Consider the following 24,091-nt stretch of genomic DNA (forward strand, 5'->3'; position numbering starts at 1 on the left):
GACCGTTCACAGCGGACGGCGCGCGCCGAAAACCGTTGTCCCACAACGGTATTTCCGACGAGGCAGCGCGCAGGCGATCACGGGATGACCAGCGGCATGAACGGCGCCTCCCCGTTGGAAAGCGGAATCTGGTATCGCTGCGCCAGGTATGAAGCGATGTCGTGGAACAGCGGCCCCGCCGAATTCCCGACCGGAAGCGTGGTGTCCGGGGCGTCGAGCCGGATGCCGACGACGAACCGCGGATTGTCGGCGGGCAGGATGCCGGCGAAGGTGATGTTTTCCAGCGTGTCGCTGTAGGCGCGGGTCACCGGATTCACCTGCTGGCCCGTGCCCGTCTTGCCGGAGATCTGGTAGCCGGTCAAGGCCGCGGGCGGCGCGGTGCCGCTGTTCTGGCCCTTACCGTGCTGGACGACCGCACGCAGCATGTCCCGCACCGTCTGCGCGGTCTGCGGGCTGACCACCTGAACGGTCTGCGGCGGCGCCTGGGGCACCACCGTGCCGTCCGGCCGGACCTCCTCCTTGACGATCCGCGGTTCCACGCGCAGGCCGTTGTTCGCGATGGCCTGGTACATGGCGGCCATCTGGACCACCGTCATCGACAGGCCCTGCCCGATCGGCAGGTTGCCGAAGGTGCTCGCGCTCCACGTGTCGCGCGGCGGGACGTAGCCCCGGCTTTCGCCGGGCAGCCCGAGGCCGGTGGGCTGGCCGATACCGAACTTCTGCAGCATCGCCATGTACCGGTCCGGCCCGAGCTCGTTCGCGAGCATCAGCGTGCCCACGTTCGACGACTTGGCGAAGATGCCGGTAGTGGTGAAGTTCTGCACACCGTGCGGCCACGCGTCGTGCACGTTCTGTCCCGGGGCGATCTCGATCGAGCCGGGCACCTGCAGCACCGTGTCCGGCTTGGCGATCCCGGCGTCGATCGCGGCCGTGGCGGTGACCACCTTGTTCACCGAGCCCGGTTCGTACGGCGTGGTCACCGCCTTGTTGTTCATCAGATCGGAGGTGTAGGTGCTGCTGTCGTTCGGGTTGAACGTCTTGTCGTCGGCGAGCGCGTAGATCTCCCCGGTCTTGGCGTCCATGATCACCGCTTGGCCGCCCTTTGCGTGCGACTGCGCCACATAGTCGGCGAGCTGGTTCTGCAGCACGTACTGCACGTCCGAATCGAGCGTCAGCACCAGGTCGTTGCCGGGCGTCGCGGGCCGGACGTCCCGTTCCGTGCCGGGGATGACGACCGCGTCGTTGCCCTGCGCGGTGTCCGCGATCTTCTGGCCCGGGGTACCGGCGAGGTCGGCGTCATAGCTCAGCTCCAGGCCGGCCAGGCCGCGCACGCTGTGCTTCGAGACGTCCGGGTCGTCACTGCGCCAGTTCGCCAGGCCCAGCACGTTGGCGGCGAGCGTGTCGCCGGGATATTCACGGGCGGCCTGGATCTCGCTGCCGATCTCCGGGAACTGCTCGACGATCTCGTCGGCGATCGAGGGCTCCACGTCCTTCACCAGATAGGTGAAGCCCTGCTGCTTGTGGAAGTCGGCGAGCATTTCCTCCTCGGTGACCTTGCCGGGCAGCTTCGCGGCGATGAACGCCGACGCGTCCGCCGCACGCGTCTCGAAGTTCTGGCCCTTGGCCGGGTTCTGCTTGGCGAACTCGGCCCAGGTCTTGCGCATCACGCGCAGGTTCACCGACAGCGCGCGGGTTTCCACGCTGAACGCCAGCTTCACCCCGTTGCGGTCCTCGATGGACCCGCGCAACGCGGGGACGTTGATCAAGGTGGTGCGCTGGTTCTCCGCCTTCGCCGACAGCGCGGCGGCCTGGAAACCCTGGACCTGGACCAGTTTCAGGCCGGCCACGACCAGCACGCCGACCAGGACCACCCGCACCGCGACGTAGCGCCCCTTGCCGGTCGCCACGCTCGGCCGTCCGGCGACCCGGCGGACCCGGGCGGCGTAGGTCCGCCGGTGCTGCTCGCCGCCCCGGCCCGTGCTCGTCCTGCCCCGTCCTCCGGGTGCGCGGCGCCCTCCGGCGGGCATCAGTGCCCCGCCCCGGACGGCGCCTGCTGCTGCTCCCCCTGCGTCTGCTCTCCCTGCGGCGCCTGCTGCTCCCCCTGCGGCGCGGCAGGCGGCGTGGACGACGGCGGTGGAGGTGGAGGTGGAGGCGCGGTCACCTTGCGTGGATCGCCGACCACGGTGACCGAGCCGTCCGGGTTCTGCACCAGGTGCGCGGGCTCACCGGCCGGCTGCATGCCCAGGGCACGGGCCCGCTCCGCCAGCGACGACGCCGACCCTTCCTTGGTGACGTCCTGTTGCAGCTGCTGTGCACGCTCGGCCAGGTTCGAGTTCTCCTGACGGATCTGCTCCAGCCGGTAGGAGTCCGCGATCGCCTGCGTGGACAGCAACAGCGTGGTGGCCACGCCGGCGGCCAGCAGAACCATCACGAACGTTACGAAGGAAGCCCGCGACTGCGGCCGCCACAGGCGCAACCGGCGGCCGCGCTCACGCCGGGGCGCCGGGCGCTTCGCCTCCTCGACGCGCTGGGCCCGGCGGGCGTAAGCACGCTCTGCCGCGGTAGTGCGGCGCCCGGGCTGGCGCTTTTCCTTGGCCGGAGTCTCCCGGGGCGGCGTGGTCGCTCGGGCCTTGTCCGCCGGCTTGCGCCGGGCCCGCGTGGGCGCGGTCATGGTTTCTCCTGATTCCTGCGGGACACCCGCGTCAGAGTGCACACATGATCGACAGCTTCGACGGCATCGGTCACGTGGCCTCCTCCTCGACTCGTTCCGCCGCGCGCAGCCGCACCGAGGCGGCCCGCGGGTTGCGCTCGATCTCCGTCTGGTCGGCCAGCTCGGCACCGCGGGTCAGCAACCTCAGCCGGGGCCCGTGGCCGGGCAGCTCGACCGGAAGTCCCGGTGGTGTCCGGGATCGGGCCCACTCGGCGAAGATCTGCTTGACGATCCGGTCCTCCAGCGACTGGTAGGACTCCACGACGATCCGGCCGCCGGGCGTGAGCGCCTCGAGGGCGGCCGGTATCGCCCGGCGAAGCACCTCCAGCTCCCCGTTGACCTCGATCCGCAGGGCCTGGAACGTGCGTTTGGCCGGATGACCGCCGGTGCGCCGGGTGGCCGCCGGAACGCTGTCGTAAATCAGCTTCACCAGACGCTCGCTGCGCGCGAAGGGTTCACGTCGCCGCGCCTCCACGATCGCCTTCGCGATCCTCGGCGCGAAACGCTCTTCGCCGTAGTCACGCAGAATCCTGATCAGCTCGGCCACCGGGTAGGTGTTGAGGACCTCCGCCGCGGTCGGCCCGGTGGTCGGGTCCATCCGCATGTCGAGCGGCGCGTCCCTGGCATAGGAGAAGCCCCGGTCGGTCAGGTCCAGTTGCATGGACGAAACCCCGAGATCGAACAGCACACCGTCCACTGAGGACACGTCGAGTCCGGCGAGCACTTCGGGCAACTGGTCGTACACCGCGTGCGCGAACCGCACCCGGTCGCCGTGCCGGGCGAGCCGCTCGGCCGAGCGCCGCAACGCTTCGGGATCGCGATCGAGCGCGATCAACCGCAGTTGGGGATGCGCCGAGAGGAGGGCGTCCGCATGGCCGCCGAGTCCAACGGTCGCGTCGACGAGCACAGCCGGCCGGCCGGCGAGCGCGGGGGCGAACAACTCGAGAATCCTGTCGAGGAGCACGGGCACGTGCTCGGCCATTAGTACCCCCTTTCTCTGCCACGGATGCCGTCAGGTCCCCGCCCGCCCGCTGCGGACCTGGTGCCGGGGAAGGTGCACCAGGGCCACTGAGCGGACAGAGGCCTCACGGCATCCGCGTCAGTCCTGCTCGCCCCGGCACCCTCGTCCCCCGACGACGCGGGTGCCGGTCTCCGGACGCTAGAAAACGCCCGGTAGTACCTCTTCTCGCGCCTTCGCGTAGCTGTCCTCGTGTTCCTCCAAATAAGACTGCCAGGCCCGCGCGTCCCAGATCTCCAGCCGGGTGATCGCACCGATCACCACGCACTCCTTGCTGAGCGCGGCGTAGCGGCGAAGCTCGGGAGCGATCGCGATGCGCCCCTGCCCGTCCGGACGTTGCTCGTCCGTTCCGGCGAAGAGGTAGCGCTGGTAGGCACGAACGGCTTCGTTGGTGAACGGTGCCTCGGCCACTTTGCGCGCCATCTGCTCGAACTCCGCGCGTGGGAAGACGTAGAGACAATGATCTTGCCCCTTGGTCACCATCAGCCCACCTGCCAGCGCGTCGCGGAACTTGGCGGGCAGCGTGAGCCGCCCCTTGTCGTCCAGCTTCGGGGTGTGGGTGCCGAGGAACACCGGCAGCCACCTCCCACGGGGCTCCCTGCCGCCCCACTGCGCACCACCGTACCCCACTTTTCACCACAGTCAACGCCAAACGTGTCCACTTCTGAGCGAAAGTTTCAGCGTTTTCGCAGGTGAGGAGCGGTGGGGTGAGGTGGGTCGTACCAGCGCGTCATCCCCCGCGCGGGACACCACGCGGCGGACCCGACCCCGAAATACGTCGCAATTGTCCGATTCCAGCCTCGGTGACCCGGGCGCGGTGGGGAACCGTGGAGATGCTCAGGGCAGCAGTTCGGCGAGCCGGGCCGCGAGCCGGCGCGGGTCGGCCGGTGCGACGGTCACCCAGTCCTGACCGCCGCGGCCCTCGGCGATCGTGCCGAAGTACGCGCCCACGTCCGTGCGGAACCAGCTGACCCCGCCGGTTCGGCACAGTCGGCGGTCTCGGCGCACCCGCACGGAAAACTGGCCGGCGCCCAGCACCGGACGCGCCTGGATCGCCAGCACCTCCCGGATCTGGGTTTGGTAGGACGAGGTTCCGCCTCCGTCGCCGAACACCGGATCGTCGATCCGGGCACCCAGCACCGACGCCGGCAGGCTCACGCCGTAACCCGGTCCAGGTTCCAGTCCGGGCACCAGATCCACCACGGCGGCCGGAATCTCGGTGTCCCGGATCGCGGACAGGCCGATCGTCCGGCTCGGCTGCGTCGCGAGCACGGCCCGTTTCCCGCCGGCCGCCGCGACCGCACGCAACGGAGCTTCGGCGTCCAGGTCGATCAGCGCCTCGCATTCGACGTAGACGTCCGCGCCGGCAAGGGTTTCCAGCCGCGCGAGCAGAACCTCGTCGAGCCGGTCGCCCACGCACAGCCCGCGTGCGCCGAGGTTGCGGTAGACGTCGCCGCGGATATCCGCCCGTTCCCGGTCGGTGGCGCCGACACTGGGCACCCGCAGCGGCGCGGGCGGGCAGGCGAAGCCGAGATCCGTCCAGACGATGTCGAAGGCCGAGGCGGACAGCCGGATCAAGACGGTCCCGATTCCGGCGGTGCGGGGAACCAGCGCGACGGCACCGCGGCGCACAACGCCGCATCCCGCGCGGTCATCACGTCGATCGCCTTCGCCCGTGCCGCCTCGGCCTCCTCACGCCGGGACGAGATCGCGTCGGACAGCCCGATGATCTCGAGGAAGTTCCCGGACGCCACGGCGTCGCGGATCATCCGGCCCGGATCGAAGTCCACCGGCGGTGGCATCTCCGCACGCGCCCGCGCCGAGATGCCGGCCTGGGCGGTCACCGCGTCGGAAACCAGGTAGGAGACCTCGGTGGCCCGGCCGGACCAGTCCGTCGCTCTGGCCAGCGTGTCCCGCATCGCCTCCGCGGCCGGGCCCTGCCAGATCTCCCGGCTGTGCCCGGAAAGCGCGTTCAACGCCACCATGGACTCGCGCAGCCGCGCGCCGAGGCCGGCCCACTGCGCGCCGATCTCGCCCGCCGCGGCCGGGTCGTTGCCGGCCTCGACCTCCGCCGCCATGGCCTCGTGGGTATAGGACTCGTAGCGCTGCGCGGGTTCAGGCACCTCGTCCACAATTCCTCCTGGAGCGGCTAGGGCAACTTCGGCTCGATCAACTCCGCGACCGTGCTCGCGCGCCGGCAGGCGAGGGTGGTGTCGCGGAATTCGGAATTGGTCACGTCCACCTGCACACTGGCGTTCTCTCCCGCCGCGAGCAGCACCGCACAGGTGCCGCTGCCGGCGTTGGCCGACACCTTGACCGCCCGGTGCCGGCCCATGGTCGACTGCTGTGCCCCGCCCTTCGGAACCCGCAGGGCCGGCAAGGGGGTCGAGTCGGCGAGCGTGACGGTCAGCCCGAAGATGCCCGGCTCGGTCCAGTCACAGGCCCGGTCCGCCCCGATCGTCTTGCTCTTGCCGGGCGAGGTGAGCCCCGCCGTTGACCTGTCCACTGTAGACAGCAGCGTGCACGGGTCCGGCGCCGCCGAGGTGGACTGGACCGGAGCCGGCTCCGGCGCGGCAATACTGGACTGGACCGGATTCGGTTCATTCGAATTCGAACTGGTGTGTACCGTGCATCCGGTCAGGAACAACCCCATGGCCACCACCGCAACCGGGGTGGCAGGGAAGCGCTTTCTCCGGGCACACGGCGCCGGAGACCGCCTAGCCGCCATGGCAGTCGATGCCCCCGGCCGCGGACTCGTCGGTCGCCCGGTATTGGTCCAACGCCTTCTGGATGTCGTCCTTGATCCCCTGCAACTGGCGGCCGAAGGCGCTCAGCGACTCGGCGGCCGACCCGGGACCGCCGAGGCCGTACCGCGCCATGAAAGCACCGATTTCCCCGGCATACCCGCCGCCGAGCGGCACCGTCCGGGAGAGCACGCTGGCCTCCCGCACCAGCTCGCCCACCACGTCCTGCAACCGGCTGAGCTCGGTGAACGCGTTCGCGGCGAGCTCGGGGGACACCGCGAACGCGCCCGCGTCCACGCTCAGCCCCGCACGCGCTTGGCTCATCGTCTGGCCCCCGTACCTAGGAGTAGCCGACTGTATCCAGACCGCAGCTTACGATATAAGCGGGTTCTCGTACCGAGGTTGGCGCGAGTTTGACACACTTAATGGCAGGCTCAGCGGTACTGGAGGGCTACCAGCACTGCAGCACAAGCCATGAGAGTCTTCCGCGCGATCGGGCGGGATACGCCTCGCGCGGGGCAACTCGCGCCACAAGCAAAGGGCTTTCGGCACCAGGAGGTCGAGTGACGTCGAGGACACAGCCTGCGACGCCCGGCGAATACACCGCCGAGCAGGCATCCGGGGAATCGCCGTTCTACAGGTCCAGCAATGGTCCAGCCGGGGAGGTACCCGCCGCGTACAACGGCCGCTCCCTGGGCGAACTGCACGACACCATGCGCCGGGTCGCCGCCAACGTGGAGCGGGTCCTGGTCGGCAAGCCGGAAGTGATCCGCATCGCGCTGGTCACGCTGCTGGCCGAGGGCCACCTGCTGGTCGAGGACGTGCCCGGCGTCGGCAAGACCTCGCTGGCCAAGGCGCTGGCCCGGTCGATCGACTGCACGGTCAGCCGCATCCAGTTCACCCCGGACCTGCTGCCCAGCGATGTCACCGGGGTCTCCATCTACAACCGGCAGACCAGCGGCTTCGAGTTCCGGCCCGGGCCGGTCTTCGCCAACATCGTGGTCGGCGACGAGATCAACCGCGCGTCGCCGAAGACGCAGTCCGCGTTGCTGGAATGCATGGAGGAACAGCAGGTCACGGTCGATACCTCGACCTACCGGCTGGACGGCCCGTTCATGGTGATCGCGACGCAGAACCCGATCGAGATGGAGGGCACCTACGCCCTGCCGGAGGCCCAGCGCGACCGGTTCACCGCCCGGGTGTCCATCGGCTATCCGGACCAGCAGGCCGAATTGGCCATGGTCGACGAACACGCCGGCCACAACCCGCTGATCGACCTCAAGCCGGTGTCCGACGCCGCGGCCGTCAGCCGTCTCATCGGGTTGGTGCGGGGCGTGCACATCGCCCCTGAGGTTCGCCGCTACGCGGTCGAACTGGCCGCGGCCACCCGCGAAGTGCCGGAGATCAGGCTGGGCGCCTCCCCGCGCGCCACGCTGCAACTGGTGCGGGCCGCCCGCGCGCAGGCGGCGTTGTCCGGCCGCGACTACGTCGTCCCGGACGACCTGCATGCGGTGGCCATCCCGGTGCTCGCCCACCGGCTGGTCCTGACCACCGAGGCGCACGCCGCCCGGCGTTCGGCCACGGACGTGGTCCGGGCCGTGCTCAACCGGGTCGCCGTCCCCCAGGGTGCGCCCGGCGGCGCCCCGTCCAACGGCAAAGCCCGCTGGTAGCGCCCCGTGTTGCGGTCGCTGTCCGGACTGACCACGCGAGGCCGCTGCCTGCTCGCCGCCGGGTTCGCGGCCGCGGTGTGCGCAATGGTGCTCAACGAGCGCGACCTGTTGCGCGTGGCCGTGTTCATCATCGGCCTGCCTCTGCTGGTGGTGCTGTTCATCGCGGCGTCCCGGGTGCGCATCGGCGCCACCCGCACCCTGCTGCCGGACCGGGTCTCCGCCGGGTCCACCAGCGAGGTCGAACTTTCGTTGTGGCGCCACGGAAAGCTGCCCGCCGGTGAGGTGCTGCTCGAAGACGGCGTCCCCTACGCGCTGGGCTCCCGGCCCCGGTTCGTGGTGGAACGGCTGCCGCAGGGCCGGGCGATCGCACTGCGCTACCCGATCCAGCCGATGCTGCGCGGGATCCAGCAGGTCGGCCCGCTGCGGGCGACCCTCACCGACCCGTTCGGCCTGTGCGAGTTCGACCGCGAACTGATCGGGCACTCCCGGCTGGTGGTGGTGCCGCGCGTGGTCAACCTGTGGGGGATGCCGACCGGGGCGGGGCTCGGCTCGGGCGACGACGGCAGCGTCCGGCTGCACGCCGGGCAGGGCGAGACCGACGTGATCGTCCGGCACTACCGGCAGGGCGACGACCTGCGCAAGGTGCACTGGCGGTCGACCGCGCGGCGCGACGAGATCATGGTCCGGGTCGAGGAAAGGCCGTGGCGCGGCGGCACCACGGTGCTGCTCGACCAGCGCGCCGCCGCGCACCACGGCACCGGTCCGACCGCGAGCCTGGAATGGGCGATCTCCTTCGCCGCCAGCGTCTGCCTGCACGTCCGCCGCGCCGGCCACCGCGTCCGCCTGGTCACCGAGCACGGCAAGGTGCTCGCCGACGCCCCCGGTGACGGCGGGGACGGCTCCGACAACGTCATCCTCGACACGCTGGCCGCATTGCAGCCCTCGCACCAGCGCGACCTCACGATCGGGCACGACCCGGCCGAGGGCCAGGAACTGATCGCGATCCTGGGCACGGTGAGCAACGAGGCGGTCGGCCGGCTGGCGCGCTACCGGCCGCGCGGCACCCGCAGCCTCGCGGTCATCCTGGACACCCCGGCCTTCACCGGCGGCGTCGCCACGCCCGACCACCGGGCGGCCGCCACTGAGGAATCGGCCGCGCTCCTGCGCGCGGCGGGCTGGGGTGTGGTCGTCGCCGGTGAGGGCGCGCCGATGCCCCAGGTCTGGTCCGAGTTGTGCCGCACCGGAGCCGGGCGGGGCATGTTGATCGGAGGGCCCTCGTGATGACACTCGCTGGGCCAATTCGCGGCTGGCAGGGCGACCACAGAGCGCGCCGCCGCCAGGCTTTGTCTTGTGGGTCTTGTGGGGGCTCGGCCCCCACACCCCGGCTGGGGGCAANCCCCCAGACCCAGCGCCTTGCGGGGGNNCCGCCCCCNCNCCCCCNNCTGGGGGCAAGCCCCCAGACCCAGCGCCTTGCGGGGGCTCCGCCCCCACACCCCCGACTGGGGGCAAGCCCCCAGACCCCCTTGCTATCGGGGCGGCAGGGCGCCACCGAGGACAACGTGACCCGAACTCGCCAGGAGCGCCCTGTCGACACGATCGCGGTCGCGCGCAAACTCGCGGAGGACACAGCGTGACCGCAGTCATGCCACCACGGCAGTCCGCCGGGAGAATCCTGCCGGGCCGGCCACAGCTTCACACCCCCACGCAGCGGGTGGTCAAGCCGCCACCGGCCTGGCGCGCCACGCTGCTCGCCCCGGTCGCCGCCGGCCTCGCCACGTTGTGCGCGTCCACGTCGCTGACCGGTGTCGTGACGGGCGCGTCCTTTCTGGGATACGTCGCGGTCGCCGTCGTCCTGGTCGCCTGCACCGGGCTGGTGCTGCGCTCGGTCCGCGTCCCCACCCCGCTGGTGGGGCTGGCCCAGCTGGCCATTCTGCTGTTGCTGGTCACCGGCGTGTTCAGCAACCACGGCATCATGGCGGTCTTCCCCGGCCCCGCTGCGGCCTCCGACCTGAACGACGTGCTGTCGGCCGCCTTCGACCAGATCCGCAACGGCTTCCCGCCGGTCGACCCGACGCCGCCGATCCTGTGCCTGATCACCATCGCGATGGGCCTGGTCGCGGTGCTCGTCGACACCCTGACCGTGGCGGCGTCGGCACCCGCGGCCACCGGACTGGTGCTGCTGTGCGTCTACGCGGTCCCGGCATCGCTGTCGGATTCGATGCTGCCGTGGTGGACCTTCGTGCTCGGTGCGGCCGCGTTCGCCGCGCTGCTCGCGGTGGATGGCAACCACCGGCACCAGCGCTGGCGCAACCGGGACGCGCCCGGCCTCGGCGCCTCGCCCGCCGCGGTGTCGGCCCCGGCCGCGGTGGTCGTGCTGGCGCTCGTGCTCGGCCTGGTCGCGGGCACGACGATCACCTTCGTCGGCACGGTCGGCCGGCTTCCCGGCAGCGGCCGCGGCGCAGGCTCGGGCACGGGCGGGCTCGGCATCAACCCGTTCACCTCGCTGCGCGGCATGCTGGATCAGGGCAACACGGTGGACCTGTTCCGAGTGCGCGGTCTGGGCAACGACAAGCGACTGCTGCGCGCGTTCACCCTCAACACCTACCAGCCGAACGTCGGGTGGACCCTGCCGCCCGGCCCGATGCCGGCCGGCTACCCGGCGCTCAACCAGCAACTGCCGGCCGCGCCCGGCGACGACGGCTCCGCCGAATCGCGTCAGATCCAGATCGAACCGCTGAACTGGGACGACGTCTGGCTGCCGACCTACGGCTCGCTACGGGGCCTGCAGGGTATCGCGAACGGCTGGTTCTACGATCCGCAAAGCGGCGCGGTGTTCAGCGAACGCAAGCAGCAGCCACCCGCCTACACCGAACTCGCGTCGCTGGCCGAGCCGACCAAGGACCAGCTTGAACGCGTCAAGCTCCCGCAGACCCTCGGGAACCCGCGGGACTACATCCCGATCCCCGGGATCGACCCGCGGGTCATCGGGCTGACCCACGAGATCACCGCCAACACCAGCACGGTGTTCGACGCGGCGACCGCGATCTGGCGATTCTTCACGGCCGAGGGCCGGTTCACCTACGACACCCACACCGCGCCCGTGGCCGACTCCGATGCGCTGACGGACTTCCTGCTCTACGGCAAGCGCGGCTTCTGCGAGCAGTTCGCGTCGGCGATGGCGGTGATGCTGAGGACGCTGGACGTCCCGACCCGCGTCGCCGTCGGTTTCACCGTCGGGTTCGCCGACGGCGACACCCGGCTGATCACCTCCCAGGACGCGCACGCCTGGGTGGAGGTGTACTTCGGTCCGGACCTCGGCTGGGTCAGCTTCGACCCCACCCCCCGCTCGGACGGCCGCGGCTACGTGCCGCCGTACCTGCAGAGCGGCTCGTCCTCCAGCGATTCGTCCGCGCAGGACACGCAAGAGGTGCCGAGCGTGTCCACCACACACGTGGCGCCGAGCGGCGTGGGAGACATCCAGAACAGCGGCGGGGGCCCGGCCGGGCCCACGCAGGCGGCGCCCGCGGGCTCGGCACCGGGCTGGACGAGCTGGGGCTTGCTCGCCGTGGTGCTGGCCGCGATCGCGTTGTCCGTCACGGCGTTCCTCGCCACCCGCTCGGCCAGGCGGCGATCGACGGTGGCCCGGTGGCTGCCGCTGGCCGCGGCCTCGGCGTGGCTGTTGGCGGTCGTGCTCACGGCGTGGCTCGTGCACTGGGTATTGGCCCTGGCCCTGCTGGTCCTGACCGGTGTCGGCCTGGTGCCCGCGATCATGCGGGAGATCCAGCGGCAGCGGCGTCTGCGCGCCATCGCGGCGCGGGAACCCGGCGCGGCCAGTGCCGCGTGGGCGGAACTGCGGGATGAGTGTGCCGACCGCGGCGTGCCTATCCCGTCGACCGCCACGGTCCGCACCGCCGCGCAGCAGGTCGCGCACGACAATCGTCTTGACGACGCCGGCAAGGACAACCTGCGCACGGTGGTCGGGGTGATCGAGCGGTCCTGGTACGCGCCGACGGGCACCGTCGACGATCCCGGCTTCGTCCCGGCGTTCGAGGGATTGCGCGAGAGCCTGCGCCGGAACGCACCGATGTCCTGGCGTGGCCGCCTGTTCCCGCGCTCGGTGTTCCGCCGCTGACGCTCGCCGTCCGCGACGGGGCCCGGCCCCCTTTACCCGCGCCGAACCGGGAAGTCGGGCGCCTGAACCTCGAACTCGGACACCCGAACCGGGAACTCGGACACCCGAACCAGGAACTCGCACGCCTGAACCGGGAACTCACACACCCGAACCGGGAACTCGGACACCCGGGCCGGGAAGTCGGACGCCTGGGCTGGGGACTCGGACGCCTGGGCTGGGGACTCGGACGCCTGGGCGGGGACGCAAGGGGCTGCGCTGGGCTGGGGGCACGGGTTCGTCACCAGCCCACAAAAGTGCCCGCCCTCGTGGTGCGAGGGAGGGCAGCCTTGGGCAGCCTGGGCGGCCTACTCTTCGAACCGCTGGCGGAAGCGCTCTTCCATCCGCTGGGTGAACGAACTCTTGGGCTTGGCCGGCCCCTTCGTGGCTTCGGCGCCGCCGGGATGACGGCCGGACATGATCGCCACCACCACCCCGAAGAACATCGCGAGGAACCCGACCACGCTCATCAGCGGGAAGTCGGCAACCCACAACGCCTTGACCATCACGCCCACCACGAGCAGCGCGACCCCGACGATGAACAGCGCGATCCCCTGGATTCGGCGGCGGCGCGCGGGCCGGCGTAACCGGGCTCCACGCACCGTAGACGCGAACTTGGGGTCCTCGGCATAGAGCTCGCGCTCGATCTGGTCGAGCAGCCGCTGCTCATGCTCGGAGAGTGGCATCTTTCCTCCTCCGGCACAGCTCGTCACGGGCGCCGGGCCGCGCAACGTCCTGGACCCAAACTCGGCACCGCCCATGTGGGGTGCCACCGTCCAGGATACGAGTCGAGCGCCGCCACGACTACCCGATACCAACACGAAGCTTTGCCACGTTCGATTCACGTAGGTTTATCAGACCGCCGCGAAAGCAGCGACGCCGGGCGAACCGCGGCCGCCCCGAACCTGGATCGGGCCACGTCGGCCGCGATCTCCGCGTCCCGCCAGCGGGGTTCGTCGGGCTCGAAGCTCAGTTGCTCCGGCTCGTCGTCTCCGGTCAGTCCTTCCACCCGCACCCCGAGTAACCGGATCTCGGCGTCCGAAACCGCTTCGGTGAGCAGGGCCAGCGCGGTGGTATGGACGACTCGCGCGACATCGGTGGCCGCCGCGAGGGTGCGGGCGCGCGTGATCGTCCGGAAGTCGGCGAACCGGACCTTGATCGACACGGTCCGGCCGCGCAGGTGGCGGGCGCGCAGCGTGGCCGCGACCCGCTCCGACAGCCGGAGGATCTCCCGCTCCAGCACGCGTGGATCACGCTGGTCGGTGTCGAAGGTGCGCTCCGCGCCGATCGACTTGTCCGGCACGTCCACCACGACCCCGCGCTCGTCACGGCCGTTGGCCAGCGCGTGCAGGTGCTCGGCGGCGGCCGTGCCGACCGCGCGGCGCAGGCGGTTGAGCGGCGCGGCGGCCACCTGGGCGACGGTGGTGAACCCCAGCCGCCGCAGGTTCTCCTCGGTGCGCTGGCCGACCCCCCACAGCGCCGCGACCGGCAACGGGTGCAGGAAGGCCAGGAGCTGGCCGGTCGGCACGACGAGCACCCCGTCCGGTTTGGCCATGCCGGAGGCGAGCTTGGCGACGAACTTGACCCCGGCCACCCCGACCGAGCAGGTGATGCCGTGCTCGGCGAAGACCCGTTGCCTGATCAGTTCCGCGACCTGGGCCGGGGTGGCGTCCAGACGGCGGAGCGCGCCGCTGACGTCCAGGAACGCCTCGTCCAGGCTCAGTGGTTCGACCAGTGGGGTCAGCTCGCGGAAAATCGCCATCACGCCCCGGGAAACCTCCCCGTACAGCCCGTGGCTCGGCGGGATGAACACCGCGTTGGGGCAGAGCCGGCGGGCCACCGCGGCCGGCATGGCGGCGCGTACCCCGAACTCGCGGGCCGGGTAGTTCGCCGACGTCACCACCGACCGCGGGCCGGCGCCCGCGACGATCACCGGCTGGTCCGCCAGCTCGGGCCTGGTGCGCAGTTCGACGGCGGCGAAGAAGGCGTCCATGTCGACGTGCAGCAAGCCACATCCGGTGTCGTCCGGCGTGTTCTGCTCGGTGACCCGGAATCTCTCGTAGCCGGGCGGCAGCCCCGGTTTCTTACCCATCGCCAGGAAAGCCTACGTCCGCCCACCGACAAACCCGGGCGGCGAGACGCTGAGCCGGGTCAGCGGGGCCGGCGGGCCAGCGCGTGCAGGCGGGTGGCGATGTCGCGCAACGGGGGCGCGGCCCCGGCGACCGCCTCGAACTCGGCGAGTTCCTCGCCGGTGAACAGCTCCGGCTCGGCCTCGACGACGAAGTCGCAGACCACCCCGTCGCCCTGGAGCAGTTCCACGTCCAGTCCCACCGACGCCAGCATGCGCGTCAGGCCCGCGGAGTCGAAGCGCCGCAACAGGTTCTCCCTGTCGTCGGTCAGCACGCCGTCGGGGCCGGTGAGCAGCCATCGCGCATCGCTCAGCCGGCCGGCCAGCGCCCGGTGCAGCACGGCGGCGTAGCGGTTGGCGGCCAGCACCGACACCGCTCCGCCCGGCGTCACGGCGACGGCCAGTGCCTCGATCACCGCGGCCGGGTCGTCGACGATCTCCAGGACGCCGTGCGCCAGCACCAGATCGGCCGAGCCCGGCCGAATCCGCTCGCCGATCGCGTCCGTGTCGTCGGCGATCACCGTGATCAAGCTGGACACACCGGTTTCCTCGGCGCGCCGGCGCAGCGTGGCCACGGCGTTCGGATTCGGCTCGACGACGGTCACCCGGCAGCCCTCAGCGGCCAGGGGCACGGCCCACCCGCCGCTCCCGCCGCCGACGTCGACGACGTGCGGCCGCTCGGTCTGCACGCGGGCGAGCTCGTCCTGCAACGCCCGCCAGACCGCGCCTGAGCCACGCGTCGTGCCGGTGTCCGTTCGCATGGGTTCACAGCGTAGTCAAGGGGCCGTATCACCAATGGCGTAAGGGGGTCTGGGGGCTTGCCCCCAGACGGGGGTGTGGGGGCGGAGTCCCCACAAGGCAGAGCGTCTGGGGCCTTGCCCCCAGACGGGGCATGCGGGCGGAGCCCCCTCAGGGCAAGGTATGCCGGGGCACAGAGGCTGCCGCTCCCGGCGCCCACCCGGCTACGCTCCAGGAGTGCACACGGTCGCCGTACTCAGCCTGAAGGGTGGTGTCGGCAAAACCACGGTCGCCCTGGGGATCGCGTCGGCCGCCCTGCGCAGGGGCATCCGGACGCTGGTCGCCGATCTCGACCCGCAGGGCAACGCCACCGCCTCGCTGGACCCGCCCTACACCGACGCGACGCTCGCCGACGTGCTGGAAACCCCGCACCGGGCGGTCCTGCACCGCGCCATCGCCCCGAGCGTGTGGAGCGACGACGTCGAGGTGCTCGTCGGTGCCGAGGACCTCGAGTTGCTCAATGAACCAAGCGCCGACGACCGCCGACTGAACAACCTTTCGCGCGCCCTCGACGAGTTGGACGACGCGCCCCCCGGCGACAAGCCCTATGAGCTGGTGATCCTGGACTGCCCGCCGTCGCTGGGCCGGCTGACCAAGTCGGCACTGGTCGCCGCGGACAGCGCCATCCTGGTCACCGAGCCGACCATGTATGCGGTCGCGGGTGCCCAGCGTGCGCTGGAGGCCGTCGAACGGATCCGCGACGAGCACAACCCGGACCTCCGCGCGGTCGGTGTGCTGGTGAACCGGTTGCGGCCACGCTCGCACGAACACCAGTTCCGCATCGCCGAGCTGCGGGAGTCCTTCGGGCCGATGGTCATGCCCACCGCGATCCCCGACCGGCTGGCGGTCCAGCAGGCCCAGGGCGCGTGCAGCCCCATCCACCAGTGGCACTCCCCCGGCGCGCAGGAGATCGCGCTGACCTTCAACATGGTGCTGGCCAAGATCCTGCGCTCGAACCGCGCCGGCCGTCACCGCGTGGCCGCGGAACCGGAGTCGGAGGTCGAGCGGACCGGGCCGATCAAGATCGCGCACACCGATGCCGGAGGGTGACACGGTCTTCCTGACCGGCCGGAACCTCGAACGAGCACTGGCCGGGAAGACGTTGTCGCGCACCGACTTCCGCCATCCCGCACTGGCCACTGTGGACCTCACCGGCCGGTCGGTGATGGCGGTGCGCACGGTCGGCAAGCACCTGTTCACCCGGTTCTCCGGGCAGCTGAGCCTGCACAGCCACCTCAAGATGGATGGCTCCTGGGAGATCTACCGGCCCGGCGAGCGCTGGCGGCACCCGGCGCACCAGATCCGCGTCATCCTGGGCACCCCGGACACCGAGGCGGTCGGATTCCGTCTGCACGAGTTGAAGATCCTGCCCACCGGCCAGGAGTCCCGGCTCGTCGGCCACCTCGGCCCCGACCTGCTGGATCCGGACTGGACTCCGGCGCACGCCGCCCGCGCCGCGGCGGCGCTGGCCGCCGAACCGGCGCGCGAACTCGGGCTCGCCCTGCTCGATCAACGCGTCATGGCGGGCGTGGGCAACCTATACAAGACCGAGATCTGCTTCTTGCTGGGCGTTTCCCCGTGGACACCGGTGTCCGAAGTGGATGCTCTCCAGGCCGTCACGCTGGCACGCAAGCTACTGCTCGCCAACGCGTGGCGCTTCGAGCAGAGCACCACCGGCGAGGTGGCCCGCGGCCGCCGTACCTGGGTCTACGAGCGCACCCGGCAGGGCTGCTTCCGCTGCGGCGGGCCGGTCCGGGTCGCCGGTCAGGGCCACGGCGTCGAGGCGCGGCCGACGTGGTTCTGTCCCCGCTGCCAGCCCGGCCCGGCGCCGGAGGCGACCGGCCGGCACGGCCGGCCGTAATCACAGGATTACGAATAATCTGGTTGCCTGGCCCCCGATTCGTCGCCTAGCGTTGCGGTTACACGGGAAAGGAGGTGGTCCAAAGTTGTGTAACTACAGGACTCGTGAGGTGGCCGTCCGCTAACGGATCCCGCTGGTGACGTTGGTGAATACCAGGCGGTCACCGAACCCCCGGCGTCCCGGGCACCGGTCCGGCTCGGGCCGAGCGGCTGACGACGCTCAGGAGCCTCGCCGGGGGTTCTCTTCATAATCTTGGCAAAAGTACCGACACAAATGCACGTGCAGGGACTACGCTCTGGCGTGTGCTGCAGCCCACGTACCCGGTCAAGACGGCCCGCTTGATCCTGCGCCCCTTCACGAAAGACGATCTGTCTCCTTTGCACGCCTTCCAGTCGCGTCCGGAGGTCACCCGCTACCTGCACTGGGAGCCACGCAGCCGGGCCGACACCGCGAAGGCACTGACGGAGAAGATCGAGCACTCGACGTTGCGGGAGCCGGGCGAGTCGATGTCGGTCGCGGTCGAGCTGATCGAGACGGGTGAGCTGATCGGGGATCTGACGCTCCGCTGGGCCAGTGCGGAGCACCGCAGTGGCGAACTCTCCTTCATATTCCACCCCAAGCACTACGGCAGGGGCTACGCCGCGGAGGCCACGACCGAGTTGCTGCGCATGGGTTTCGAAGAACTGGGGCTGCACCGGATCTTCGGCCGCTGCGACGGGCGCAACATCGCGTCGGCCTCCCTGATGGAGGGGCTGGGCATGCGCCGCGAGGCCCACCTGCGGGAGGACGAGCTGGTCAAGGGCGAATGGACGGACAAGCTCGTCTACGCGATGCTGGCCGCCGAATGGCGGAGGCGCTGAACACGGCCCGGCCACCCGGGCCGCGAGGCCAGGCGTGAAGATGTAATACGTGCTGTTCGAGAACCTGGTCCGCCCCGCCCTCTACCGACTCAACCGTAACGATCCCGAACTGGTGCACGAGCGCACCATCGGAGTGCTGGCCGCGGCCGCGCCGGTGTTGCCATGGCTGCCGCTGCCCTACGGCGGGCACGATCCGGTGACGGTGCTCGGGCTCCTCTTTCCCAACCGGGTCGGTCTGGCCGCGGGCGTGGACAAGAACGGCCGGGTGTTGCGCGCGTGGCCGGCCCTCGGGTTCGGTTTCGTCGAGGTAGGCACGGTCACCCGGCTCCCGCAGCCCGGTAACCCCAGGCGGCGGCTGTTCTACCTCCCGGGCAGCGACGCGCTGATCAACCGGATGGGCTTCAACAACGCCGGCGCCGACGCGCTCGCCGCACGCCTTGCCGCACGCGGAAAACCCGGCGTGCCGCTGGGTGTGAGCATCGGGAAGTCCAAGGTCGTGGCGCTGGAGGACGCGGTCGAGGACTACCAGGCTTCGCTGCGCAGCCTCTATCCCTACGCCGACTACTTCGCGATCAACGTCAGCTCGCCCAACACACCGGGATTGCGTGCGCTGCAAGACAAATCGGCGCTGACGGAACTGCTCGCGGAGCTACGCGCGACCGCCGCCTCCCTCGCCGGGGACCGGGCGCCGACCCCGCTGCTGGTCAAGGTGGCGCCGGACCTTTCCGACAGCGCGCTCGCCGAACTGCTTGAAGTGTGCGACGCCCACGGCGTCGCGGGTGTCATCGCGACGAACACCACACTCTCCCGGGAGGGACTGGCGCCGGCCGACGCGCGGACCGCCGACGAGACCGGCGGGCTGTCCGGCCGACCCCTGGCCGGCCGGGCCCGCGAAGTCGTGCGGTTCATCCACGACCGGACCGAAGGCAAGCTCCCGATCATCGGTGTGGGCGGCATCTTCAGCGGTGACGACGCGCGCCGCATGCTCGACGCCGGGGCAAGCCTGGTGCAGGTCTACACCGGGTTCGTGTTGCGCGGTCCCGGTCTGGTCCGCGAGATCCACCGCGCGCTCGCGGGAAGCGGCGTTCACGGGCGGGCGGATTCCGCTCAGCGAAGGGGAATCATGGGACGAGTGGCGGTGAGGTGGCGAAGGTAGGCCCGCCAGTCACCGAACTTCGTGATGTCCTTCGCCCCGGCGGCCTGGCCGGCGTCGCACTGGAAGCCGAGCGCCGTACCGCCGCCTTCGAGCTCGATCTCGTACGGCGCCATCGCTTCCGGCAACCCGGCCAGGAACCGCTCGAGGCCCGCGGGTGAGATCGTCCACCGCTCCCCTGCCAGCGCGGCGCCGGGGCACGCGCGGACGATGCCCGGGGTCGGCGGAACCGTGGGCAGCGCGACCATGCGGTACCGCTCGGCCGTGGCCACCTGGCCCCGGAAGCGCGCGCCCAGCTCCGCCAGCTGGTGGTTGAGCGGCTGCCCGCGCAGGTGCGCGCCGAACACGACGAGATCGATGCCCGGCCCGGGATAGGGCTCGTTCACCTGCTCACCGGTGAGCAACGCGGCGAGGTCCAGCGCGACCTGGTCGTCGAAGGACCGGGCGAGCACGCTGATGCCGAACGGGCCGCCATCCGCCTGGCCGGCGGGAACCGTCACCGCGGCCAGGTCGAGCAGTCCCGCCAGTCGTGGGTCGGCCCCGCGGGTCGCGCGTGCCGGCTGGTGTGCCAACACCGGTAGCACCAGGGCAAGGCAACCGTCCAGCGCCTCGAGGACGCGGGCACGCCATTCGCCGGATCGCGGGTTTCGGCCCCGCGCAACGGATACGGCCTCGACGAACGGCACGATGTCGATGGTCTCGACCACTACGCCCGCGGCGAGCAGGTCCTCGATCCGCCGCTGGTAGGCGCACCCGGCCTCCTCGGATGGCAGGGAAAGCGTGGCCTGGTCGGCGACCGCGACCCGGGGCCGCTCGCCCGCCGCGAGCCGGACCCCCGCCGGCCAGCGGCGGCTGCCCGCATCGGAGGCGTCGGGGCCGGTCATCGCGCACAGCGCACGCTGGCCGTCGGCGACGGTGCGGGCGAACACCGTGACGCCCTCGCGTGCGCGGGAAAGGCCCGTCGTGGGTACCAGGCCCCGCGTCGGCCTGATCCCGATGATCCCGTGGCACGCCGCCCCGCCCGAGCCCGCCGGGTCCTTGTCGAGGGCCACGTCCACCAGGCCCAGCGCCACTGCCAGTGCCGAACCCCAGCCGGCGACCTTGCCCCGGCCCGCCGCACCGGCCTCCGGACCGGTCTTACCGAGCACCACCGCACCCGCCTGGATCAGGCGCTGGACGGCGACCGCGGTCGGCTGCGGCTTCCCGGCGCCGTCCGGGCCATCGGTGGCCGGTAATCCGGTGACCTTGACGTCGTCCTTGACCGCGACGAGCAGGCCCGCGAGCGGAAGGCGCTCGCCGGCCCGGACGCGCTCGTCCACGGCCTTCGCGTCGACCAGGACGTCTTCACAGGAACGCAACGATGTCCACAGTTCCGGCCGGTTCGCCCCCGCGATTTTGTCGTAGGCGGCCAAGACCTGCCGGCGAGCGCCGGGCGGTGGCAACGGCACGGCGTCGGGTGGCAAGGGCAGGGTGTTCATCCACTCGACGCTAAGCAGTGGATGTTCAAAGCAAAAGCGTTCTCACGTCACACACTGGTCTCGACCGGTTCCACGAGTCCCCAGCCGGCCGGGGGCTTCGTCGTGTCCGGAATCATTCGGTCAGGCTCGGGTGTAGTGCACGCCGATCGCGCCATCGGGCAGGACGGTGGTTTGGGCCAGGGACCAGTTCGACGCGGGAATGCCCGCCTCGAACAGGCGCAGGCCGCCGCCCAGCAGCGAGGGGACCACCACGAAGCGCAGGTCGTCGATCAGGTCGGCACGCAACAGCGCCTGGATGATGCTCGCGCTGTTGGCCACGAGGATGTCCTTGCCTGGTGCGTCCCGGAGCGCTTCGACCTCTGCTTCCAGGTTGCGGGCGATGCGGGAGTTCTCCCAACCGGCCGTCTCCAGCGTCCTGGAGAAGACGACCTTCTCCACGGTGTTCAGGAACTCGCCCAGGTCCCGGTTTCGTGGATCGGTCGCGGGGTCGCGGGTGATGCCCGGCCAGACGGAGTAGAACCCCTCGTAGTTGGTGCGTCCCAGCAGCACCGTGCTTGCGCCGCGCCAGATGCCCTCGAAGTGAGCGGCCGACGCTTCGTGCTTCACGTGCTCGTACAGCCAGTTGTCGTGCGCGGTTCCTTCGGGACCGCTGGTGTAGCCGTCCATGGACGTGGTCACCCACGCAACAACACGTCGACTCGTCTCTCGCACCGTCAATCCCTTCCTTTTCGGCTTCATGGACGTAGACCTGCCGACAGGTTGGAACTCATCGCTGCGGAGAAAAGCGCTTCGATTCGCATCCGCAAGCGGTCTCGGGAGCGAGAAGGCACCGGAGGCCCGCTACCCGCACCGCCACGCAAACCACTACAAACAGTGTCAGGACAGTTCGCGGAGGGCTATGGCCAGTCCGGCCAACCGGTCGGTGGCGTCGGTCAGCGCCTCCTTCGACTGCTGCATGCCGTTGCCGCTGGCGGCGACCGCCTGGCCCGCGGCGGCGATCAGCGCGCCGTAACCATCGAGACCGTCATCGAGCTGCTCGCGCAGCGTCTGCACGGCCGAGTCCAGCGCAGCCCGCTGACCAACGGGCGAAGCCTTGCGAGCCCGCTCGACGGCCTCGATACGAGCGGCGATGCCACGCAGGGCCGCGGCGGCTTCGGCAGCGGTGGTCCCTGCGTCCTCGACGGAGTTCTCCGGCACCGCAGCCGACTGCGCGGACAACTGGCGAAGCAGTTCGGCGAGCGACTCCTCGGCCTCGGCCAGCCGCCGCATCGGCTCGTGGGCCGCCGAACCGGGCGGTGGCAGCGGCGGAGGGGTCGTGCTGACCGGCAGCTCGGTCCGGTTGAGCTGCCGCAGGCGCAGCCCCGAGCGCGTCCCCAGCACACCGAACACGATCACGCCGGCGATCCCGGTCGTGAGCGTGCCCGCGCCCTGCGCGGCCACCAGCCCGAACCCGGCCGCGACCGCCATCAAGCCGCAGAGCAGCGTGAGCACGATCCACAGGGTCAGCGCCCGCGACGTACGGCGCTTCTGGCGGGCCAGCCGGGCGGCCGGCTCGTTCCACCGTTCCCACTTCGCCCGAACCTCGGCGAACACCGGCACGTCGGTGACCGACGGCGGCCGCGCCTGCGGCCGGCGCAGCGGGTTGGGCCGCTCCTCCGTGGGCGGAAAGTAGCGCTGGAGCTTGTCCTGAGCACGCTGCGCGTAGTCGGGCAGCCGTTCCAGATGCTTCTCCAGCCTGGCGGAGAATTCCCCGAAGTCCCGCCTACCCGACACCGTTACCTCCCGGTTCACGCGCCCCCGCGGCCGGGCAGCCCCCGCTCCCGGCCCGCGGCCCCTCCTTATGCCTGGTTCTTCTGCTGCTCGGCCTGCACGCGCGCCTGGATCTCACGCTGGATGTCGGCACCCGAGGACGAGCTCTTCCCGTCGGTGACCTGCGGCGCGACCGAGTCGCCCTTGATGGAGGCACGGATCTGCTCCAGCCGCGAGTGGCCGGCCAGCTCCGTGGTCGCCTGCTGGACCTCGAGCATCCGGCCCTGCACCGAGTTCTGCGCCAGCTCCGCCTGGCCGAGCGCGGTGGTGTAGCGCTTCTCGATCTTGTCCCGGACCTCGTCCAGTGACGGGGTGGTGCCGGGCGCGGTGAGCTGGGACATCTGGTTGAGCGAGGCGGAGACCTTCTCCTGCATCTTCGCCTGCTCCAGCTGCGAGAGCAGCTTCGTCCGCTCACTCAGCTTCTGCTGCAGCATCATCGAGTTCCGCTCGACGGCCTGCTTGGCCTGAGCCGCAGCCTGCAGCGACTGGTCGTGCAGCGTCTTGAGGTCCTCGATGCTCTGCTCGGCCGTGACCAGCTGAGTCGCGAAGCCCTCGGCTGCGTTCTCGTACTGGACGGCCTTCTCGTTGTCGCCCTTCGCGCGGGCCTCGTCAGCCAGGACCAGCGCCTGGCGCGCCGAAGCCTGCAGCTTCTCGACCTCGCCGAGCTGCCGGTTCAGCTTCATTTCCAGCTGCCGCTGGTTACCGATCACCGCTGCGGCTTGTTGCGAAAGCGCCTGGTGCTGCCGCTGCGCCTCCTCGATCGCCTGCTGGATCTGTACCTTCGGGTCGGCATGCTCGTCGATCTTCGACGAGAACGACGCCATCAGGTACTTCCAGGCTTTTACGAACGGGTTGGCCATCTGCTCCGCCTGCCTTCTTACGTCCCACTGTCTGCACTTGCCCGGTGATCGTGTGTGGGGCGCCACTCTCCCCCACGAGCAACGCTCCGCCCCCGGCGTTGGGTTCCATCGTGTCAGGTCACCACGCAGGGTTCCAGGCGACCCCGGGAGAATTCAGGGACACCCTGAGCGCTCCGGAAGCCGTCAAGCCCACCCTACGGGGCGTTCGGCACCCGCGGGTGGGCTCGGCCAGGTTTCCGACCGGCAGCGCGGCCCCGACCGCGCGGCGGCCATCGTCACGCCGATCGCACGGTGACGGTCCGGCCCACGCCGGTCTCGAAGGGATCAGGCGGCGACCATCTTCGGCGCGTGGATCGTCGTGCGCAGCGACGGGCTCATGCGCGGGGCCGGGGTGGATACCCGCAGGTCGGCCAGGTCGTTACCGATCGCACCGTTCACCAGGCGACCGCCCTCCAGTTGCTGGGCGGCACCCTCGGCACTGCGTTCCTCGCGCCCGTCGCCGCGCTCGGCGTCGGCCGGCATCGACGCGACATCGACGTGATCCAGGGCCGAGATGTCGGCGGCCACGTTGTGCAGCAGTTCCCCCAGCGGGAGCGCCAGTGCTTCGCAGATGGAGGCCAGCAGCTCGCTGGACGCCTCCTTCTGTCCCCGCTCGACCTCGGACAGGTAACCGAGGCTCACCTTGGCGGCGCGGGAGATGTCGCGCAGCGTGCGACGCTGGTTGGTGCGAGCATGACGGAGCCGATCACCGATCGCCTCACGCAACAGCACGGTCATCGCGCGCCTCCCTTCCTGATACGGAACACGTTACCCAGACCGAGGCCCTCACCGCAT

Annotated in this window: 23 protein-coding genes; 7 read left to right on the forward strand and 16 right to left on the reverse strand. The window is 70.8% G+C overall.

The window, feature by feature from the left end:
* Window positions 1-77: 77 nt before the first annotated feature.
* From A3CU_RS0122255 to A3CU_RS0122290, 8 genes are all read right to left on the reverse strand, one after another.
* The gene (locus A3CU_RS0122255; protein WP_027944165.1) at window positions 78-2,027 is read right to left on the reverse strand and encodes a peptidoglycan D,D-transpeptidase FtsI family protein; all 1,950 of its coding nucleotides are present in this window, start codon (window positions 2,025-2,027) and stop codon (window positions 78-80) included.
* Window positions 2,027-2,671, reverse strand: a complete 645-nt coding sequence (gene ftsL / locus A3CU_RS0122260) for a cell division protein FtsL (RefSeq protein WP_027944166.1) — start codon at window positions 2,669-2,671, stop codon at window positions 2,027-2,029. The genes A3CU_RS0122255 and ftsL overlap by 1 nt, the downstream gene beginning before the upstream one ends.
* A 70-nt stretch (window positions 2,672-2,741) precedes the next feature.
* Window positions 2,742-3,692, reverse strand: coding sequence for a 16S rRNA (cytosine(1402)-N(4))-methyltransferase RsmH (rsmH, locus tag A3CU_RS0122265; RefSeq protein ID WP_027944167.1), 951 nt, complete (start codon window positions 3,690-3,692; stop codon window positions 2,742-2,744).
* 177 nt (window positions 3,693-3,869) lie between these two features.
* Window positions 3,870-4,301, reverse strand: coding sequence for a division/cell wall cluster transcriptional repressor MraZ (gene mraZ / locus A3CU_RS0122270; protein WP_027944168.1), 432 nt, complete (start codon window positions 4,299-4,301; stop codon window positions 3,870-3,872).
* 264 nt (window positions 4,302-4,565) lie between these two features.
* Window positions 4,566-5,306 carry an ESX secretion-associated protein EspG gene (locus A3CU_RS0122275; protein WP_027944169.1) on the reverse strand — a complete coding sequence of 247 codons (741 nt, stop codon included), beginning with the start codon at window positions 5,304-5,306 and terminating at the stop codon, window positions 4,566-4,568.
* Window positions 5,303-5,860 carry a PPE domain-containing protein gene (locus A3CU_RS0122280; RefSeq protein WP_027944170.1) on the reverse strand — a complete coding sequence of 186 codons (558 nt, stop codon included), beginning with the start codon at window positions 5,858-5,860 and terminating at the stop codon, window positions 5,303-5,305. Before A3CU_RS0122280 ends, A3CU_RS0122275 begins: the two co-directional genes overlap by 4 nt.
* 17 nt (window positions 5,861-5,877) lie before the next feature.
* Window positions 5,878-6,456: a DUF3558 family protein gene (locus A3CU_RS0122285; protein ID WP_342668921.1), complete on the reverse strand. Its 579-nt coding sequence runs from the start codon at window positions 6,454-6,456 to the stop codon at window positions 5,878-5,880.
* Entirely contained in the window at window positions 6,446-6,796 is a 351-nt protein-coding gene (locus A3CU_RS0122290; RefSeq protein ID WP_027944172.1) for a hypothetical protein, read from the reverse strand. Before A3CU_RS0122290 ends, A3CU_RS0122285 begins: the two co-directional genes overlap by 11 nt.
* Before the next feature lie 239 nt (window positions 6,797-7,035).
* Between A3CU_RS0122290 and A3CU_RS0122295 the strand changes: the two genes are divergently transcribed.
* The 3 genes from A3CU_RS0122295 (at window position 7,036) to A3CU_RS0122305 (ending at window position 12,274) form a co-directional block, all read left to right on the forward strand.
* Window positions 7,036-8,142, forward strand: a complete 1,107-nt coding sequence (locus A3CU_RS0122295) for an AAA family ATPase (RefSeq protein WP_027944173.1) — start codon at window positions 7,036-7,038, stop codon at window positions 8,140-8,142.
* Between the two features lie 6 nt (window positions 8,143-8,148).
* Window positions 8,149-9,423 (forward strand): DUF58 domain-containing protein, encoded by a 1,275-nt coding sequence (locus tag A3CU_RS0122300; protein WP_027944174.1) that lies wholly within the window; start codon window positions 8,149-8,151, stop codon window positions 9,421-9,423.
* Between the two features lie 361 nt (window positions 9,424-9,784).
* Window positions 9,785-12,274: a transglutaminase TgpA family protein gene (locus A3CU_RS0122305; protein ID WP_052371987.1), complete on the forward strand. Its 2,490-nt coding sequence runs from the start codon at window positions 9,785-9,787 to the stop codon at window positions 12,272-12,274.
* Between the two features lie 344 nt (window positions 12,275-12,618).
* Here A3CU_RS0122305 and A3CU_RS0122315 read toward each other — a convergent pair whose 3' ends face one another.
* The 3 genes from A3CU_RS0122315 to A3CU_RS0122325 all read right to left on the reverse strand — a co-directional run bounded on the left by A3CU_RS0122315 (window position 12,619) and on the right by A3CU_RS0122325 (window position 15,199).
* Window positions 12,619-12,996 carry a DUF3040 domain-containing protein gene (locus A3CU_RS0122315; RefSeq protein ID WP_027944177.1) on the reverse strand — a complete coding sequence of 126 codons (378 nt, stop codon included), beginning with the start codon at window positions 12,994-12,996 and terminating at the stop codon, window positions 12,619-12,621.
* A 155-nt stretch (window positions 12,997-13,151) separates the two neighbouring features.
* Window positions 13,152-14,402 (reverse strand): DNA polymerase IV, encoded by a 1,251-nt coding sequence (gene dinB / locus A3CU_RS0122320; protein ID WP_027944178.1) that lies wholly within the window; start codon window positions 14,400-14,402, stop codon window positions 13,152-13,154.
* A gap of 59 nt (window positions 14,403-14,461) precedes the next feature.
* Window positions 14,462-15,199, reverse strand: coding sequence for a methyltransferase domain-containing protein (locus A3CU_RS0122325; RefSeq protein WP_027944179.1), 738 nt, complete (start codon window positions 15,197-15,199; stop codon window positions 14,462-14,464).
* 214 nt (window positions 15,200-15,413) lie between these two features.
* Between A3CU_RS0122325 and A3CU_RS0122330 the strand changes: the two genes are divergently transcribed.
* The 4 genes from A3CU_RS0122330 (at window position 15,414) to A3CU_RS46080 (ending at window position 19,113) form a co-directional block, all read left to right on the forward strand.
* The gene (locus tag A3CU_RS0122330) at window positions 15,414-16,286 is read left to right on the forward strand and encodes a ParA family protein (protein ID WP_027944180.1); all 873 of its coding nucleotides are present in this window, start codon (window positions 15,414-15,416) and stop codon (window positions 16,284-16,286) included.
* On the forward strand, window positions 16,273-17,097 hold the full coding sequence (locus A3CU_RS0122335; RefSeq protein WP_027944181.1) for a DNA-formamidopyrimidine glycosylase family protein: 825 nt from the start codon (window positions 16,273-16,275) through the stop codon (window positions 17,095-17,097). The genes A3CU_RS0122330 and A3CU_RS0122335 overlap by 14 nt, the downstream gene beginning before the upstream one ends.
* Window positions 17,098-17,399: 302 nt before the next feature.
* Window positions 17,400-17,957, forward strand: coding sequence for a GNAT family N-acetyltransferase (locus tag A3CU_RS0122340; protein ID WP_027944182.1), 558 nt, complete (start codon window positions 17,400-17,402; stop codon window positions 17,955-17,957).
* Between the two features lie 49 nt (window positions 17,958-18,006).
* Window positions 18,007-19,113 carry a quinone-dependent dihydroorotate dehydrogenase gene (locus A3CU_RS46080; protein WP_052371988.1) on the forward strand — a complete coding sequence of 369 codons (1,107 nt, stop codon included), beginning with the start codon at window positions 18,007-18,009 and terminating at the stop codon, window positions 19,111-19,113.
* Here A3CU_RS46080 and A3CU_RS0122350 read toward each other — a convergent pair.
* The 5 genes from A3CU_RS0122350 to A3CU_RS0122370 form a co-directional block, all read right to left on the reverse strand.
* Window positions 19,065-20,588 (reverse strand): allophanate hydrolase-related protein, encoded by a 1,524-nt coding sequence (locus A3CU_RS0122350; RefSeq protein ID WP_027944183.1) that lies wholly within the window; start codon window positions 20,586-20,588, stop codon window positions 19,065-19,067. The two genes, A3CU_RS46080 and A3CU_RS0122350, sit on opposite strands and share 49 nt — an antisense overlap.
* 120 nt (window positions 20,589-20,708) lie before the next feature.
* Window positions 20,709-21,266: a dihydrofolate reductase family protein gene (locus A3CU_RS0122355; RefSeq protein ID WP_245617263.1), complete on the reverse strand. Its 558-nt coding sequence runs from the start codon at window positions 21,264-21,266 to the stop codon at window positions 20,709-20,711.
* A 198-nt stretch (window positions 21,267-21,464) separates the two neighbouring features.
* Window positions 21,465-22,361 carry a phage shock envelope stress response protein PspM gene (pspM, locus tag A3CU_RS0122360; protein WP_043842114.1) on the reverse strand — a complete coding sequence of 299 codons (897 nt, stop codon included), beginning with the start codon at window positions 22,359-22,361 and terminating at the stop codon, window positions 21,465-21,467.
* Window positions 22,362-22,426: 65 nt separating this feature from the next.
* Entirely contained in the window at window positions 22,427-23,257 is an 831-nt protein-coding gene (locus tag A3CU_RS0122365) for a PspA/IM30 family protein (RefSeq protein ID WP_027944186.1), read from the reverse strand.
* Between the two features lie 324 nt (window positions 23,258-23,581).
* Window positions 23,582-24,034: a helix-turn-helix domain-containing protein gene (locus A3CU_RS0122370; RefSeq protein ID WP_027944187.1), complete on the reverse strand. Its 453-nt coding sequence runs from the start codon at window positions 24,032-24,034 to the stop codon at window positions 23,582-23,584.
* Window positions 24,035-24,091 lie beyond the last annotated feature (57 nt).

It is taken from the genome of Amycolatopsis taiwanensis DSM 45107 (genome assembly GCF_000519205.1).
In the GTDB taxonomy this organism is placed as follows: domain Bacteria; phylum Actinomycetota; class Actinomycetes; order Mycobacteriales; family Pseudonocardiaceae; genus Amycolatopsis_E; species Amycolatopsis_E taiwanensis.

Bases quoted from the DNA above. Each gene is read 5' to 3' on its own strand.
- A3CU_RS0122255 (WP_027944165.1), bottom strand. From the start codon at position 2,027: ATGCCCGCCGGAGGGCGCCGCGCACCCGGAGGACGGGGCAGGACGAGC.
- ftsL (WP_027944166.1), bottom strand. From the start codon at position 2,671: ATGACCGCGCCCACGCGGGCCCGGCGCAAGCCGGCGGACAAGGCCCGA.
- rsmH (WP_027944167.1), bottom strand. From the start codon at position 3,692: ATGGCCGAGCACGTGCCCGTGCTCCTCGACAGGATTCTCGAGTTGTTC.
- A3CU_RS0122285 (WP_342668921.1), bottom strand. From the start codon at position 6,456: ATGGCGGCTAGGCGGTCTCCGGCGCCGTGTGCCCGGAGAAAGCGCTTC.
- A3CU_RS0122290 (WP_027944172.1), bottom strand. From the start codon at position 6,796: ATGAGCCAAGCGCGTGCGGGGCTGAGCGTGGACGCGGGCGCGTTCGCG.
- A3CU_RS0122305 (WP_052371987.1), top strand. From the start codon at position 9,785: ATGCCACCACGGCAGTCCGCCGGGAGAATCCTGCCGGGCCGGCCACAG.
- A3CU_RS0122315 (WP_027944177.1), bottom strand. From the start codon at position 12,996: ATGCCACTCTCCGAGCATGAGCAGCGGCTGCTCGACCAGATCGAGCGC.
- dinB (WP_027944178.1), bottom strand. From the start codon at position 14,402: ATGGGTAAGAAACCGGGGCTGCCGCCCGGCTACGAGAGATTCCGGGTC.
- A3CU_RS0122325 (WP_027944179.1), bottom strand. From the start codon at position 15,199: ATGCGAACGGACACCGGCACGACGCGTGGCTCAGGCGCGGTCTGGCGG.
- A3CU_RS0122335 (WP_027944181.1), top strand. From the start codon at position 16,273: ATGCCGGAGGGTGACACGGTCTTCCTGACCGGCCGGAACCTCGAACGA.
- A3CU_RS0122350 (WP_027944183.1), bottom strand. From the start codon at position 20,588: ATGAACACCCTGCCCTTGCCACCCGACGCCGTGCCGTTGCCACCGCCC.
- A3CU_RS0122365 (WP_027944186.1), bottom strand. From the start codon at position 23,257: ATGGCCAACCCGTTCGTAAAAGCCTGGAAGTACCTGATGGCGTCGTTC.
- A3CU_RS0122370 (WP_027944187.1), bottom strand. From the start codon at position 24,034: ATGACCGTGCTGTTGCGTGAGGCGATCGGTGATCGGCTCCGTCATGCT.